Annotated in this window: 15 protein-coding genes and 1 pseudogene; all 16 read right to left on the reverse strand. The window is 45.3% G+C overall.

Going from position 1 to position 14,970, the window contains the following annotated elements; translation table 11 throughout:
• Positions 1 to 552: 552 nt before the first annotated feature.
• Positions 553 to 1,035: pseudogene (locus NYE28_RS10685) on the reverse strand (N-acetylmuramoyl-L-alanine amidase); the annotation flags it as partial.
• A 47-nt stretch (positions 1,036 to 1,082) separates the two neighbouring features.
• On the reverse strand, positions 1,083 to 1,484 hold the full coding sequence (locus NYE28_RS10690; RefSeq protein WP_342490482.1) for a phage holin family protein: 402 nt from the start codon (positions 1,482 to 1,484) through the stop codon (positions 1,083 to 1,085).
• Between the two features lie 70 nt (positions 1,485 to 1,554).
• Positions 1,555 to 1,743 carry an XkdX family protein gene (locus NYE28_RS10695; RefSeq protein WP_064115584.1) on the reverse strand — a complete coding sequence of 63 codons (189 nt, stop codon included), beginning with the start codon at positions 1,741 to 1,743 and terminating at the stop codon, positions 1,555 to 1,557.
• Positions 1,740 to 2,102 carry a hypothetical protein gene (locus tag NYE28_RS10700; RefSeq protein WP_342490050.1) on the reverse strand — a complete coding sequence of 121 codons (363 nt, stop codon included), beginning with the start codon at positions 2,100 to 2,102 and terminating at the stop codon, positions 1,740 to 1,742. The genes NYE28_RS10695 and NYE28_RS10700 overlap by 4 nt, the downstream gene beginning before the upstream one ends.
• Positions 2,099 to 3,331 carry a phage baseplate upper protein gene (locus tag NYE28_RS10705; RefSeq protein ID WP_342490051.1) on the reverse strand — a complete coding sequence of 411 codons (1,233 nt, stop codon included), beginning with the start codon at positions 3,329 to 3,331 and terminating at the stop codon, positions 2,099 to 2,101. Before NYE28_RS10705 ends, NYE28_RS10700 begins: the two co-directional genes overlap by 4 nt.
• A gap of 16 nt (positions 3,332 to 3,347) precedes the next feature.
• A complete protein-coding gene (locus tag NYE28_RS10710) occupies positions 3,348 to 5,909 on the reverse strand; it encodes a peptidase G2 autoproteolytic cleavage domain-containing protein (RefSeq protein WP_342490052.1) in 2,562 nt (853 codons plus the stop codon).
• A gap of 39 nt (positions 5,910 to 5,948) precedes the next feature.
• A complete protein-coding gene (locus tag NYE28_RS10715) occupies positions 5,949 to 7,652 on the reverse strand; it encodes a phage tail spike protein (protein ID WP_342490053.1) in 1,704 nt (567 codons plus the stop codon).
• Positions 7,653 to 7,663: 11 nt separating this feature from the next.
• A complete protein-coding gene (locus NYE28_RS10720; RefSeq protein ID WP_072177821.1) occupies positions 7,664 to 8,503 on the reverse strand; it encodes a phage tail domain-containing protein in 840 nt (279 codons plus the stop codon).
• Complete coding sequence (locus NYE28_RS10725) at positions 8,503 to 12,378, reverse strand: phage tail tape measure protein (RefSeq protein WP_342490054.1); 3,876 nt, start codon at positions 12,376 to 12,378, stop codon at positions 8,503 to 8,505. The genes NYE28_RS10720 and NYE28_RS10725 overlap by 1 nt, the downstream gene beginning before the upstream one ends.
• Before the next feature lie 12 nt (positions 12,379 to 12,390).
• Positions 12,391 to 12,576 (reverse strand): hypothetical protein, encoded by a 186-nt coding sequence (locus NYE28_RS10730; RefSeq protein ID WP_172437946.1) that lies wholly within the window; start codon positions 12,574 to 12,576, stop codon positions 12,391 to 12,393.
• Positions 12,577 to 12,578: 2 nt separating this feature from the next.
• Positions 12,579 to 12,917, reverse strand: a complete 339-nt coding sequence (locus tag NYE28_RS10735) for a hypothetical protein (RefSeq protein WP_039251296.1) — start codon at positions 12,915 to 12,917, stop codon at positions 12,579 to 12,581.
• Positions 12,918 to 12,968: 51 nt separating this feature from the next.
• Positions 12,969 to 13,577: a major tail protein gene (locus NYE28_RS10740; RefSeq protein ID WP_195866441.1), complete on the reverse strand. Its 609-nt coding sequence runs from the start codon at positions 13,575 to 13,577 to the stop codon at positions 12,969 to 12,971.
• Positions 13,578 to 13,958 carry a DUF3168 domain-containing protein gene (locus NYE28_RS10745; protein WP_064107514.1) on the reverse strand — a complete coding sequence of 127 codons (381 nt, stop codon included), beginning with the start codon at positions 13,956 to 13,958 and terminating at the stop codon, positions 13,578 to 13,580. It lies immediately after the preceding gene.
• Positions 13,955 to 14,338 carry an HK97-gp10 family putative phage morphogenesis protein gene (locus tag NYE28_RS10750; RefSeq protein WP_061521161.1) on the reverse strand — a complete coding sequence of 128 codons (384 nt, stop codon included), beginning with the start codon at positions 14,336 to 14,338 and terminating at the stop codon, positions 13,955 to 13,957. Before NYE28_RS10750 ends, NYE28_RS10745 begins: the two co-directional genes overlap by 4 nt.
• Positions 14,331 to 14,690, reverse strand: a complete 360-nt coding sequence (locus tag NYE28_RS10755; protein ID WP_039251289.1) for a phage head closure protein — start codon at positions 14,688 to 14,690, stop codon at positions 14,331 to 14,333. The genes NYE28_RS10750 and NYE28_RS10755 overlap by 8 nt, the downstream gene beginning before the upstream one ends.
• A complete protein-coding gene (locus NYE28_RS10760) occupies positions 14,623 to 14,970 on the reverse strand; it encodes a head-tail connector protein (protein ID WP_048367359.1) in 348 nt (115 codons plus the stop codon). Before NYE28_RS10760 ends, NYE28_RS10755 begins: the two co-directional genes overlap by 68 nt.

The following is a 14,970-nucleotide window of genomic DNA, read 5'->3' on the forward strand; positions in this document are numbered from 1 at the left end:
GTTATTTTAAAAACGCTTTACTTAAACCATTTTTCCATATTGTCCAGACACATACCGCCGTTTGCCGCCGTGGATGACTTCCCAATAGCCTTTAGAGTTGTTTGAACCTTTAACAGAACCTGAGATGTTAATTGTCTTGCCGAGACCAATTGTATCCACATTCTTGGCGTTTTTACGGTCTGGTTTGTCCATAATAATGGCTGCACTTTTCACACCAACAATTTTAATTTTGCCTACAGACTTAATACCCCCACTAGTCTTGTTTGAAGGTTTAGCAGGAGCAGATTTTGAAGGGGTGTTCCCTAACTCTGCATCGCTCTTGATATATCTTACGTTAACGTAACCGCTGTATGTGGCTCCTTTAGAATTGGTATATTTAATGTAACCCCAACCATTTTGAGTCGATCCTTTTTTATATTGGACAGTCGAACCTTTAGGAAGAGCAAGCACAATAGACGAGTTGGCATTGCGTTGAGTTCTCACATTAAGGCTGTCAGCAACAACTGTATTTTTAATATAAGATTCTTTTGTTTTATCAACAGGAGAATTTTCCGTTTTAGACGGGGCGCCGCTGATACCTGCTTTAAAGGAGTCCCATCGATCAAGCAGCTTGCGCGGACAATACTTGCCGGACCAGTGTTGGTGAGGGACCACGTTTGCAAGGGAAATGCCCTGCTCCTTCATGAGCTTTTTGATCAGCCATTGAGCATTCGCCACGGCTTTCTCAAAATCCCCATCGCTATTCTCGCAAATTTCAATGCCGATAGATTTCCGGTTGCCAGTTCCGCGGTTTCCGTCTCCCGCGTGCCATCCGTTTTCATTCAATGGCAGATGTTGATATATCTCTTTTTCGTCAACTGTAAAATGCCAACTTGTGGCCGTTTCCGGATTCTTCTCATATCGGGCGTGCATGGCAGCGCTTGCCCCTTTTGCCGTGTTCGCCGTGTTGTGAACTGTGATGTATACCGGGTCCATTGCGTATCCCGGTCTGTTATTGTGTCCTACTGGAATAAAGTCCTTTGTGATTTTCACCATTTTTCATCTTCTCCTATTCTGTTTTGAAATATAAAAAGGCCGCCGGATTAACCTGCGGCCTGATCGTCTTTTTCTGTTTTCTGATCGTTGTCGCTTCCAATTACATGGAGCCGGTCAGTGATGACGGCCGGAATTTTAACGCCGATCTGTGCCAAGTTTTCTGTGATGGACAGGCCCTCATTTGCGATATAAAAAAGAACGGTTCCAAAGGTCAGAACACCGTTCAAATTTGTTATCGTATCAATAATGTTTGCGACGATGACCACCATAAAACTGAGCATCTTCCGGACATATCCGAACCACGCGCTGCGGCTCCGGAGCTGCTTCATTTTCCACGCTTTGATAATGCCGGTGATGACATCCAAGATGCTAAGGATCAGAAGTAAGTCAAGGTATTTCACCTCCCCGAAAAGATATGTTCTTGCGATCTGTAAGCTTTCAAAATTCATCCACACATGTATTCCCTCCGTTTTGATCACCTCCTTCGAGGCAAAATAAAAAACACCGCTGGGGTGTCGATCAGTTTGCGACGTTGCCTAAATCCACACTGACAGGTTGTTTTGTCATTGGATAGGTTAAGCCGGTTATTTGTTTGTATTGATCTTCTGTAATTCTCCCCCATTCAACAAAACGGGCCACGTCTGCATTACTGTAGTATTGCGGCCCCCATCCATAGATGGTTTTAACGCTTGTAAACCAATCCATCATACCCCTTTCCCTCCCTCCGCCAGCATTAGATAAAGATTGGCAATCATTTGCGCTTGTGACTCGGCCAGGCTTTGCGCTTCCGCAAGCTGCGTTGTGATGGCCGCGTTCTGAGCTTTCAATTCATCAACGGTAAAAGGCCTCCGCCCGCTTTCAATTTGCTTTTCTAGGGCTTTTTTCTCTTCCTGGGTGGCGGCTTCCGTCCATGTCTTCTCAGCGGGGTGATACATCGCCTTTATGAAAGACGGAGGCTGGACGGTTGTACAATTCTCAGGGATTGTATAGTTTCCTTCTTCATCAGGCTCAATCGGAACGGGTTTAGTCAAAATGAAATTTTCATCGTATTCATAAACCTGAATCATGCTGTCCCTCCTTCCTGAAAGCCCACGACCACATCCAGATAGTAGCCTCCGCCCATCTTACTTGAGTCCGCCGGGTCCGGGTATTTTATTTTTAAATCCCCATTATCATAAATGATTAAATTGGCCGTGCCTCCTGTCCCACTCAACGGAACTGAATAAACGCCCCCGCCAGCTGGTACGTATTCCGCGGGGATGGAGCCGAATATGATTTCTGGTTCAGTTCTAACATGCCCCCTTAATAAGATAAGAGGCCCCCATTTTGCGTATATAGGCGTTCGGGTCCCTGCGGCAGCCCCGTTTTTTAGCATAATGTTGGCATAGGTGGTAGCCCCGTTCCATGTCTTTCGTTCAGCTGCAGAGATGTGCCTCTCTTGGTTGTAATTATGAGCTTTGAACTGCCGTGTCATATCATCCCAATACGCCTGATCTTCGGCCGTAACGTGAATGTCCGTGTTACTTGCATGGATATTGACTTTATCCCGCGCTCCGTCTTCTGTTTCCTTGCTGTTCCAAGCTTCCCGATCAGCTGCAGAAACATGCTTTTCTTGATCGTTCGCATGGGCGTTTACTTTATCTTGCGCGCCGGAGGGGGTTTCTTTGGCATTCCACTCTTTTCTCTCGAAAGCCGTGATGTGTTTCACGTTATCTTTTGCATGATCGTTTGTATAAGACTTGGCGTTTTCCTCTGCAGCATCTGCCTTTTGCTGCGCGCCCTCTTTCGTTTCAATAGCTTCCAGATCGGCAAATTTCTTCTGTAATTCCTCGACAGTCTGACTGATTTCTTCGACGATGTGGTTTATCCCGTCTCTCAGCGTTTCAAAATCATCAATGTAATAATCAGCTGTCGGAACGATGTTCTGATCCTCTAACGTTTTGGCGATAGAGAAAGTAAAAAATGAAGTCGCCAGCGCTTGGCCGTTCGTGTAATATAGTTTGATTTCCGCCTTAACCGTTCCGTAATGCTTGAGTTCTGCATTGGACAACACATATTCCGCTGTGCCGTTTACCTTGTCAGTGATGATGAGGCTCTTTTTATAAAACGATCCATCATCATACAGTAGGACAATTTTTGCATCTACGGCTGACAGAGGCAACGGTACACCATCCTTTGTAAAAGAAAAAAACAGCTTTGCGCTGCCCGTGTCTTGCGTCATAAATTGTATATTTGTACTCCGGCCATTGATTGGATTTGTATTAATGTTGATCGGCACGCTGCCCGTTTTATACATCGCCGCTTATCCCTCCTTAGTGCTGCGGTGTAACCATCATTTGCGCCACACCGTATCCTTTTTCCGCATCGTACGGGGATTCAAATCTCATCACGGTTCCGTATCCGCCGCTTTCCGCCTTTGTCGCGATGCCGTCAACTGCTGAAACACTGTCACCGACGTTAACGGTATCATCAACCCGCACGAACACTTGACCAATCAATCCAATAATATGCCACTCGTCTCGTTCCTCTCGTGGCTTGTACTCAGCTTCCGGATCATAGTTCGGGTTCTCAGCTGGAATCGTAATGATGTCCTCACCGTCAAATACCTCCCGGTAGATAATACCGCCAAATTCATCACGAAGAAAACGATCATTCCAATAGAAGGCAGCTCCGCCAAGCACAACGCCGGCAGTCTTAGAAACGACCCCGAGTATCTTGTCGCCTTCTTGTGCTTTTCGGATTTTGTCACCCTCTAACGCTACAAGATAAGATGCCTCTATCTTTGCTCCGTCAGCTGATTCAAAATACTCCGCCAAGTCTTTTAAATTCGAGACGCTCTCGATGGCGCCTGTGGCCTTGACTGTTCCATTCTTTGCGTTTAATTCAATTTTTTTGTTGGCTTCCGAGGCTTTGCCGTTTCCATGGCCTAAAGCCAATGTGTAAGATTTACTATTCTTTGTGGCCTTCGAGAACATGACACCCGAGGACGGCCCGTCTCCTGTTGTATGAGAATCGTATGAAAACATGACACCGTTGCGTGAGCCTTCTGAGGAAGAGCCGCCGGCGTTCCCCGCAAGCAGGTTGCGCTCACCTTTCGCGTACGTCGGCCCTGTACACGCAATAATCGCACTGTATTTCGTAAGTGCATGGCCCGAGCTGGAAGCTGCTCGAAATCCTCCCTTGACGTTATTCGGGACGACTGAATGCTTTTCTCCGGCAAGGACAGCTGCATCCTTATAACCGTAAGCTCTGACAAGAAAAATATTGGTCTGGGTGTTCGGAGAGGTGATGCCGGCCGTTCCGCTTGCTACATGCAGAAGGCCATTTAACAAGTTGACATTACGCACGCCGCCCCCTATCGCGATGCCGGTTCTTGCGGAATCATGGATAACAAAATCAGAAATAAACACATCGTCAGTCATCTGATCGCCACCGGTAATATAGATGTCACAATCAGCCTTTTTAAACCCGGTTATATGCAAGTTGTTTACTGTTATCTTCCTGCTCTTATACTGGAAAGCAATGATCGAGCCGTCTTTGTAATCATATGTTGGATCACCTATGGCTTTGAATCCGATAATCTGAACACGCTGGTACGCCGAAACGACAAGGGCTTTCGGAGCTAATCCTTCATAAAGCGAATTATAGACGGGTTCCCGGGATGTGCAGTCTACTAACGTCACATCACGAGCCGTCTCGCTCCATGGGTCTTTTACAAGATGGTGATCAATATGCCGTAAATCAAATGAGCGAACGTCACGAAATGATTCATGACCGCGAATGTGAACGTCACTCGGTGCCGGCCATTCCTTATGGGCTTTTACCTCTACGCCCCGCACATTCCCCTCTGTATAATTATCTATAACCCAGACATGCTTGGAGCCGTCATCCACTTCAATTCCGTTTGAATTGGCTCCCCCTTTACGGTGTGCGGTGCCGCGCGGGTTCGTCATCACATTATTTGTGATGAAAATATACTCGCTGTAATGGGTCGTAATGCCGTCGTCACCATACCCCGAGCCGACACACTTGTCGATCCAAATATATTTGCTCCCCGTTGCCGTGTAATCTTTTGCTGTAATGTCATAAGAAGGCGCTGATACATCAAAACAATGTAAGCCGGGGTTAATACCTTCAACGCCGCGCGCAATACCAAACTTTACTTGCGCGAAAAGCAGACAGCTTGAATGTACACCTCCGGTTGCGCCTACGCCGCCCTGACGATCAGGATTCCAGTCAAGCGACATACCTTCTACAACGATATTCCGGTTGCCTTTCGCATGATCAGCATTTGTGACAACCCACTCACTGGCCGGCGTGTCCTCGTGCAGCTTTAGCGTGGTGACGCCCATGCCCTGGCCGATCAAATACGTCCATGACGGCAGCTTGACGCCCCTTATGACGTATTCGCCGGCTGATAAATTGAGCCGCACCTTTCCGTTTCCGATCGCTCTTTTGAATGCTTCTGTGCTGTCTGTCTCCCCAGTAGGGTCGGCCCCGTAGTCGTCTACGTTAACGTTTCTGGTGATCTTACGTAGAAGTTTGTTATATTCCTTGTCAAGGCGCTCTTTCAGCAGCGGGGCAATTTCCCCATCAGCAGTAACACGGGCATCTACTACTTCTTTTACATTTGTCCCGTCGGCATTAAGAATGAGATTGCGCACCCGATTATAAAGGCCGTCAATATAAGTTCGTAAAGAAAAGCCCCCGTGATCAATTTGCTCAGATGTATGCGCCGTAGCAGCTTTCTTATGACGGGTAATTTCACTTTCAAGTCCGTTTATGCTACTCTCGATCGCTTCCATATCACCAGATAGCTCATCCTCATAACGAGAGTTTCTAGTGGTATCGTAATTTTTTTTCAACCTCAACACTGTATTCACTCTCCTTTTCGACAAAATAAAAAACGCCTATCAAAGCGCTGTCAGTATTTGATCAATATATCGTTTTTGTTCTCTCAGCTTCTTGGCCTGATTCACCGCAATATCTTGTATGTCTTTTCTGAAATTGGCAAAAGTCAGCTTCGGGCTGCTGTATGGATTCAACGGATTGTATTGAATCGTTAAGAGCCGCACATCATCCTCATAAGTCGTTCCGTCTGCTGTGTCGGCTAAAATGTGGACTGTATCGCCTTTCCAGAACGGTTTTTCAATTTTGAGCAATTTCGGTTCGTATACATATTGATAATCCACACTGACGACTGTTTCTGGATATGGATTCACATGTTTTTTCAGCGCAGAAACCATGCTGCCCGACTTTTTTATAGTTTCGTCTCTGATCGGGTCGGCCCACTTCGGTTTACCTTCCCGCAGGAATTTCTTTTCCTCTGGATGGATGTACAAGATCGGCTCAAATACGTATTTCGGTTTTTTGTCTGTGCTCTTACTGTCTTTAGACATCGCACCATATCCCCATGCACGGGTAGAGCAGTTTTGAGAGTTGGTTTTGATACTGATGCCCGGCATATTGTAACGAGAGTCAAATGTGAAAGGAATCTCTTTCCCCATTTTCTTATAGACATGAATTTTATAATTATCCACGTCAAGCTCTAACTCATAATCATTTATGAGCTGATCTATTAATTCGGTAGAGTTTTTATCACCAAAATTCTCTTCTTCGGCGGTGGCGAATTTGCTTTGTGGCTCTTCCAGCACATATGAAAAATCAGTACCCTTTAACGCAATGTCAAAGGCCTCTTTTACGGTCAATTTCTTCGTCACTGTATCATCCACTCGATTCTCAGCAAGCAAAACGGTAAATATATGATTGGCCGTGATTGTTTTTGTCAGGACGTTTTTAGCCTGCTTCAAGTCTACATCTGTAATATAGTATTTTTGTTGTTTGAATCTTCTTTCGTCAATGTAAAGAATATTGTCATTGACCAGTAAATCGAATTCAGTCGCATTGCTCTCTGTTTTTGTAATTGTAAAGGTAAAGCTCTTTTTCCCGGTAGTATCGTCTGTAAGATCAACGATCACGCCCGTTACTTCCACAACGTCATTTCCATCCTTCGTGGAAACATGCAACTGAGGAAAGTCCACATCTGACGGCAATTTTTTATTAAGAGGGATGTCGTTACCTGTATATTCTTTACTCGGAAAGCTCGGTTCCTCTTCTGGGGTCTCCGGGGATTCTGGATCATCAGGCTCGTTCGGCAATTCTGACGTATCGTCATATTGCATCAACTTATACTGTTCAATCATGGTAATTAATTTATTAGCATAGTTGATGTCTGTTGCGTAACCAGCTTTTTGAACGGCTCGGCATGCTTTTTTATAATCAGTTTCCCCTACCACTGCTTTATACCGATCAAGACGATTATACAAGCTTCCCAGATCGGCCAAACTCTCAGCGTATGAAGGGTACTTTCTGAATTTAGCTTGTACCCTCTCCACATTTCCGTATTTATCCTGCTCGCTGGTCCACATTAACACGTATTTTCCGTTATAGGTTCCCTTTATCCCAAACAAATTGTAAGCTTGTTTGGAAAGTCCGCTCGTTCCAAACCCGCTTTCCAGACAGCCTTGAGCAATGACAAGGCTGGCAAGGACGTTATATTTTTTGCGTACCTTTTGCGCCCCCGGTACCAGGCTTTTAATAAAGTCAGCCGCAACCATTTCATCCCTCCTTACTTATAATAAAAACGTGTATCAAATAAAATTTCAAAGTCATTTGAGTTTATAATTTCAAAATCGTTCCATCCTACATCCAGTGTCGGCAGACGGCCGGATGTTTTCAGACGCTTATCCCCGATTACAGTGTACTGCCTGATGAATGTGACTTTTTGCGAGCGTTTTAGCTCCTGCTCAATTTTCACTTTTTCCCCGTTTGTTCGGTTCGCAATGGTTACGTTTGTGCCTTTGGCCCACAGAAAGACGTTATAATCATGCTGCAGAGTGTTGACCGCGGCGCCGCCGGGATTGTAAACGCTGAATCGTTTTTGGTTCTTGAAATGATATTCAAGATCATCTCTCCGAAGGATTCCCATACCGGGACTCCAGTGCTCTCCATTGAAATTCTGGATGGTAGAAGAGGTATACTTCGACTCGGCAAGCCCCAGAATGTCTGTGAAATCCACTGTAAATGTGGCATGATTTTTCTGTTTGTCCTTAGTGATAGTAAAATTCCCGTCACACGTAACGAGGAACCGACGGTTAGGCAGAAGGTCCGTCGAAATATAATAAGGAAACGGCTGCACTAACAATGAATAGAGTTCATGCCGGTTCTGATAAAAGGTTTCGGCAATGACGGAATCTAATAAAAAATCAACCTTGATACCTCTCTCTTTGTAAACAACGTCCCGGGGGTGTTGCGGCAGTACTAAACCGTTTATCCTTGGAAGTGTTGTTGTTTCTCGCTCAATATTCGGTGAGTCAGGCGTGAAGCTGCGCACCTTAAAACGGCGGAGAATACGTGATAAGCTTTGCTCCCCCATACCGTTATTAAAATCAATATATAAATCTAGCATTATGATCTGACACCGCCTTTATAGGCATTCTGGTTGTATCGGTCTGCAGCTTTCTGATCAAGTATCCTGCCATCTCCTTTTTCAAAAGCGATCGTTGCAATTTGTTGGCCGTCCATATGCACCGGAGCCGGATGGATGATAATAGGCTGCTGAGGTATCGAGACCTGTCCTGATCCGCCAGACTGTTGTTGAGACAGGAGTGTGATTAGAGCATCGAGCTTTTGGTTTAAGGCAGGCGTGTCAACTTCATTCCGGATGGTAAGCTCCGACTTCATTGAAATGAGCTGATCAGCAGCCCCCTTTATGTTGAAAGCCATCTGATTTAATTCCTGCTTAAACGAGGTCATCGCGTTCTGCGCCATAAAAGCAGCACTTTGTTTCACGCTCTTAGCCTTGTCCTCTATCCCTAACGCAAACCCATCAGAAAAGTTGTTCCCTTCCGCTTTTGTTAGTTTGGAAGGAGAATGGGAGTCAATAGATTTCTTTAAAGACCTCAAGGCGGATTTCCCCAAGTTCCACGCCGCGCTGAAGAGAGAGCCGTTTTGCGATCCCATTCCATTTATAAAGCCGGTTACAAAATCAGAACCAACACTATGTGTCTTAACGCTTTTCAGCCCTGTTTTTGCGCTGTTTGCAACACTTTTTCCGGCGGTATTTGCTGAGCCTTTTTTACTAAGAACGCCGCTGGCTAATTCAGTTCCGGCCTTTTTACCTCCTCCGCCGTCTGAGGTTTTGGCTAAATTGCTCGTTACCGATGAGCTAAGAGAGCCGGCCGCAGATGTATTGGCGCCTTTGGTAGACGTTAAACCAGCTTTATGCTTATTCCCTTTGTTTTGTCCTGCTGCATTTGCTTGCCCGCCGCCTTTCCTCATCTCGCTTAAAGCAGATTGGAGTACAGACGCCCCCGCTTGTGCATTACCGGGCTTTGTAGAATTGATACCGGTACGAAAGGCATTTCCTTTATTTTGTCCGGCTTGTGCGGGCGTGGTATTATCTGCGGAAAGTGAATTGTTAAGGGCCTGCTGTAAGACCGTTCCCCCGCCAATAACTGTTGGTGTGGACTGCTTCAAGCCAGCGGAAAAGTCCTCAGCAACCTTCTTTCCTGATTGCTCGGCGCTTGTCGGCTTATCTAATTCCCCTTCAACATTGGCAACCATTTGACTTGCTTCTTCACGGGCTTGTTCTTGGGTCATCCCCATGCCTTGGTAAAACTCTTCTAAAGCCTGTTGGGTAGTCTCAATTGCTTCTTCTTTGGATTGTCCTAATTTTTGAAGAAAATCTATTTGCCTGGCTGCCCATCGCTCTTGATATTGAGCTTCTGACTCTTCAGTTTTGACCATAATCCCCATTGAATTAGATATAAATTCATCTTGTCTATCCAATGCCTTTCCGGTCTCTAAATCAAGCAGCTTGCCGTCTCGTGACATTTTAGAAAATAAGGCGCTTGAATTTTTTTCATAGGCATCCGTGTTTTTTGCTAATGCGGTATTATAGTCAGCTGTACTTTTGCTCAGCAATGATCTTCTTTGTTCAGCTTCTATATATCCCTGCGCAAACAACTTCTCAATAACATCATTTCTGTATTCCATGTCTTTCTTGGCGGCTTGTTTACCATCGTCATAGACTTTTTTAATATCGTTGTTGTACTTCTGAGCTTGTTTAAATGAAAGCTGCCCTTGCTGATCCGTTACTACTTTTTGCATTGCTAAGGCTTCTTTTTGATTGGCCGCAAATTTACTTGTAGACAACTCAAAATAAGAAACAATGTCATTGAACTGCTTCTTTTGTGAGGCATTCATATTAGAGGAGACAAGGCCTGTCTCTTTTTGCAGAGCATTTAACTGTTTCAGTTTATTTCTAGCCTCTTGCATATCTTTATCAATTGCGCCGACCATCTTGTCAGTCATCTTTTCGCCGGCTTTTTTTGTTTTCTCATCGGTGTCCGCATATAGCCCTTTCAAGACAACCAGAGCATCCTTTTTAAGTCCTTCAAGTTCTTGTATCAACTGGTCGCGCATGCTGGCATATGTTTCAATTAATTTAGCTGACATCTTTTGAGCTTCTGAACCAGATACCCGCGTCAATTCAAACAGCTGCAGTTCTGCCTTTTCCCTTAAATCCACATAGGCGGAAGCAGATTTTTGTGTTGCTTTAGAAACGCCATCGCCGTAAAGCAAGGCGGATTCCCGCGCCTCTTCTTGCTGCTTTTTCTGGTTCTTCAATTGCTCAGTGTAAGCGTATGTAGCAACCGAAATACCGCCAAGCAGCGCTGTGCCTCCGACAATCGCAAGGCCAACAGGACCGGTAAACGCCAAAAGCGCTCCTATTCCAGCTGTAAGCGTGGCGACGGCTGTCGTAACCCCTAATACACCTGTCGCCAGAACGGCTGTTTTCGCTATGGTTTGCACGGTGCCGGAATCCAGATTATTAAACATCATAATCAAGTCGCTGCCCTTGTTTGCTAAATCGCCCAGGGCAGGCAAAAGGCTTTCCGTCAGTTTGATTTTTGCCCCTTCAAGTGCTGACTGAAAAGCTACTATGCTTCCGTGTGCATTATCCAGCATTGTATCCGCCATCTTTTTAGCGGCTCCATCTGATTTTTCAAGCGCCTTAGTATTATCCCCAAGAGCCTTTGAACCTTTTTGAAGAAGGACAGCCCAATGTTTATATGCTTCAGCGCCCACGATCGTTTTTAATGCGGCCGCCTGTTGCTCTTTGGTCATGCCTTTCAGACCTTTTTCCATTTCCTCAACGACTTCCGGCATGCTTTTCATGTTTCCGGCTGCATCGAAGAAATCAAAACCTAATTTTTTGACAAGCTTCGAAGCCTTCCCCGTTGGCGAAGCGAGACGGATCAAGGATGTACCAAAAGCCTGCCCGGCAATTGAGCCTTGAAGACCTGCGTCACCAAAAGCCATAATGGCGGCCGCTGATTCTTCCATTCCCCAACCAAGGGAATTAGCGTTCGGCGCCAAAAACTTCATGGCTTCGCCCATCTGTTCAACGTTGGTGTTTGCGTTGGCTGCGGCGTAAGCAATGACATCCGAGGCGTGCCCTGACTCTTTTGCTTTTAGAGCAAAGGCAGACATGATATTTGATGTAATATCTGCGGCTGCACCTAATTCCAGTTGGCCGGCTGCCGCCAGACTGAGCATCCCGGGCATTGCATCATAAATGTCATTAACCTTAAATCCGGCCATTGCCAAAAAACCCTGTGCATCCGCTGCCTGACTTGCTGTAAAGACAGTGGTTGCACCGAGTTCTTTTGCCTGCTCTCTCAATTTTGCGATCTCTGCCGCCGATCCGCCGGAAATGGCCTGGACTTTACTCATTTGCTTTTCAAAGTCCATGCCGACCTTAACAGCATCACGTAGGGACAGAGCCAGCGCACCAAAGGCGATGCCCGATGTCATAGCTACAGACGAACCAACAGAGCGCATTTTTCCGCCAATTGAATCCATTCGTTCGCCCATGATTCGAACACGGGAGGAAGCTCTTTTCGCTGCCTCCTCTAACGTTTTTATCCTCTGAGTCGTACTATTTAGCGCGTTTTGCGTCTTATTCATTGCGGCAGTAGCATTATTTAAACGGCGGGCGAGCGTTTGCGTTTCTTTTATGTCTTTCCCTTTTTTTATAGCCGCGTCTGCGTAAGCTCTCTCAAGCGCCTTTACTCTGCGTTTATGTGTTTCCAATTGTTGTGTTAATGTTTTTTCGGTTACTTGAGCAGTTTTTAATTCGTTTCCCCACACACCCACTGCCGTACGGTTTTTTTCAAATTCCGACTTCAAATTTTTCATTTGAACAGCACAGGCGCTCATTTCTTTTTTAAACTCAGATGAATTCGAATACAGCCTGACCTTTATGTCTTTGCTCAATCGGGCACCTCCTTATCCGAGAAATTGATCAATATACATAGGTTCATCATTGTTTTTTGCCTTCGTTTGGGTCTTCTCTTGTGATTTTCTCCGAGCCAGTCTTTTCAGATGATAGACAATGTCCATTTCGTCAATTTGATTCTGCGTATATCCTATTTCCTCAAGGGCGTTATACATATCAAGGACTGACTCAGGCAGACTCACTCCCCCGGCTCTTCACCGCTGGAAATTCCCTCGCTATTTAAAAGAGCCGTTGCTTCCGCAATATTCCCCAACACATACTGTGCAGCAGCATAGATTGTTCTTCCTACCAGCCGGGCGTCAATCCCTTTTTCAAACTCATCAGGCGTAAATTTCTGGCCAAAGGTATTACAGACAAATTCAACCTGTTCATTAGTAAAAAGACGCTCTGAATCTTGTGATTCAAAATCGTCTGCAATCTTTGCAGCCTTCCGAAACAATAAACCTGTAATGTGGTCAGGTGTAACAAATTTTTTATCTTTGCCATCAAGCCGAAGTGTAATAGACAATGCTTCCATGTAAGTTCCTCCTTTTTCATATAAAAAGAGCGCTCTTAGGCGCTCAATGAATTATTTACCGACATCAACGACAGGCGTTCCCTCTTTCGTGATGTCCTTATAGACAACTTGTTTGAACCATGTTTCAGCATTAATCCCATTGGCCTTATCTTCTTCTGCTTTTGCATCCCATCTGCGCTTACCCTCTTTTACATTAGTAAGAGGCATGAATTTAATTTTGACCTGCGCTGTTTGGGGTGTAGCTTTCCCTTCGTCCGTTTTGTGTTCAATCGGTACTAATTCTGGGGTCCCTTTAAGCACCCAATAGTACCTGTACCCGCCGGTAGAGAGCTTGGCCCGGAAACCAAGAGCAATCTCTAGTGTCTTATCATCAGCACTAGAAAAATGAATGCCATTCTCCACTTGCTTACCGAAAATCCTTGACTGCATGTCAAGAGGAAGGTCGGCAACTTCCATTTCACCATCAATATCACCTAAACTATTAACAGTGGCATATGCCACGTTGTCGGCATAAAAAACCTCCTGTTCTGATTTAGGATCAATTTTTAAGTTAACGGCGCCCGGTATTTCTTCGGGAACAGAAAATTTTAATTCATCTTTTGTGTCTTTTAATACTTCTGCGATATGAAACATATCCAAACCAGATAATACTTTCCCCATCTATTTCCCCTCCTGATAATAGGTTTTTTTATAACGTCTGGCCTTATGAAAGACCTTTGTGTCTGTTTCGTATAAATCTTGCGAATCATACCGGCTGTAGCCGATTTCTCGCATAAGCTTATCTATTTCCGCAGCAATCGCTGTTTCTTTGCCGCGGGTACTCGCTTGAGTGAAAATGCTGATCTGATAACGCACCTCAAACGAATAGACCTTGTTGTCTGCAAAATCCGCATCAGCATCTTGAATCTCCGAAAAAACTACTCTTGGAAATGCGCTGACATCATTCGCAACGAGGTTATGAATTCCGCCAGATGCAAGGCTTTTTATTAAGGCACTGGAATTAAGTGTGCTCACCAATTCAATTTTAGGAGAGTAGGTCATTTGATCGGCGCTGTAAGTATTCGCTCCATTAATTCCACAGCAGGCCCCTCCCCTTCTTTCCCGCCTTTTTCTATGAACGGTTGCGGCGGCATTTTTGAAGTTCCCCACTCCAAGAAACTCCCGCGATACGCTACCTTTTTATTCGGACCAACGGCCACAAACCTCACTCCGTCCTTGGATTCTCTGACATTGGAGACTGTGATGTTGTCCTGCATATGAGGTTGTTTTTTATCACTCCGGTTAACGTGGGAGCGTTGCCGTTCAGCGATAATTTCACCGCCGGCCTTTAGCGCTACGGGTTCCACCTTTTCGACGTCTCCGCCGATTTTTTCAAAATACTGCGTTAGATCATCTATGCCGTCAAAGCTCATATCAGCCATTGATTCCCACCTCCTGACAAAGAATCTCAAGCTCTTCCCCTTGATCATCCGGATCGTTAGTGTCCAAAATATCAAAAACGCGTTCCGTCTTTTCTTTAGGAACGCGCTTAACAATCCGCATATTCGGTTTTATATCCTTCCGGTAACGCACCGTGATTTTTTTGGGGGTCTTGACTCCCAATGCCCCGGCAATCATAGTTTCGCTATTTCCGAGAGAGCCAGCCCCCTCTACAGCTCCCCAGACCGTGAATAAGTCCACATAGGTTGCATTCCAGTTACCTTCTTCATCCTGTGTCTCGGTTTTCTTTTGAAAGGTCAGACGGTGCCGGAGTTGGCTGATCTTTTTTCTCATTTTCTTGTTCCTCCACAGATATATAACGCAGCTGCGTTAATATATTTTCAGCAGTAAAAGGGATAGATAAGCCGGTCCCCCCGGACTCATATATCCCTTTGTTTTCATACCAATGTTGGACAAGCATTTGAAGCACCAGCTCAAATTGCGGGTGCCCTTCAATATACCTGCCTATCCCGTTGATAATATAGCTTTTGGCCGCCGCCATTTGATTCAAAAGCTGACGATCATCTTCTTCATGCTCGACCTTTAAATAGTTTTTAATAGCCTCTAAATCCAT

Origin of the sequence: Bacillus sp. FSL R5-0443, from assembly GCF_038608285.1 — a bacterium.
Classification (GTDB): Bacteria; Bacillota; Bacilli; order Bacillales; family Bacillaceae; genus Bacillus; species Bacillus velezensis.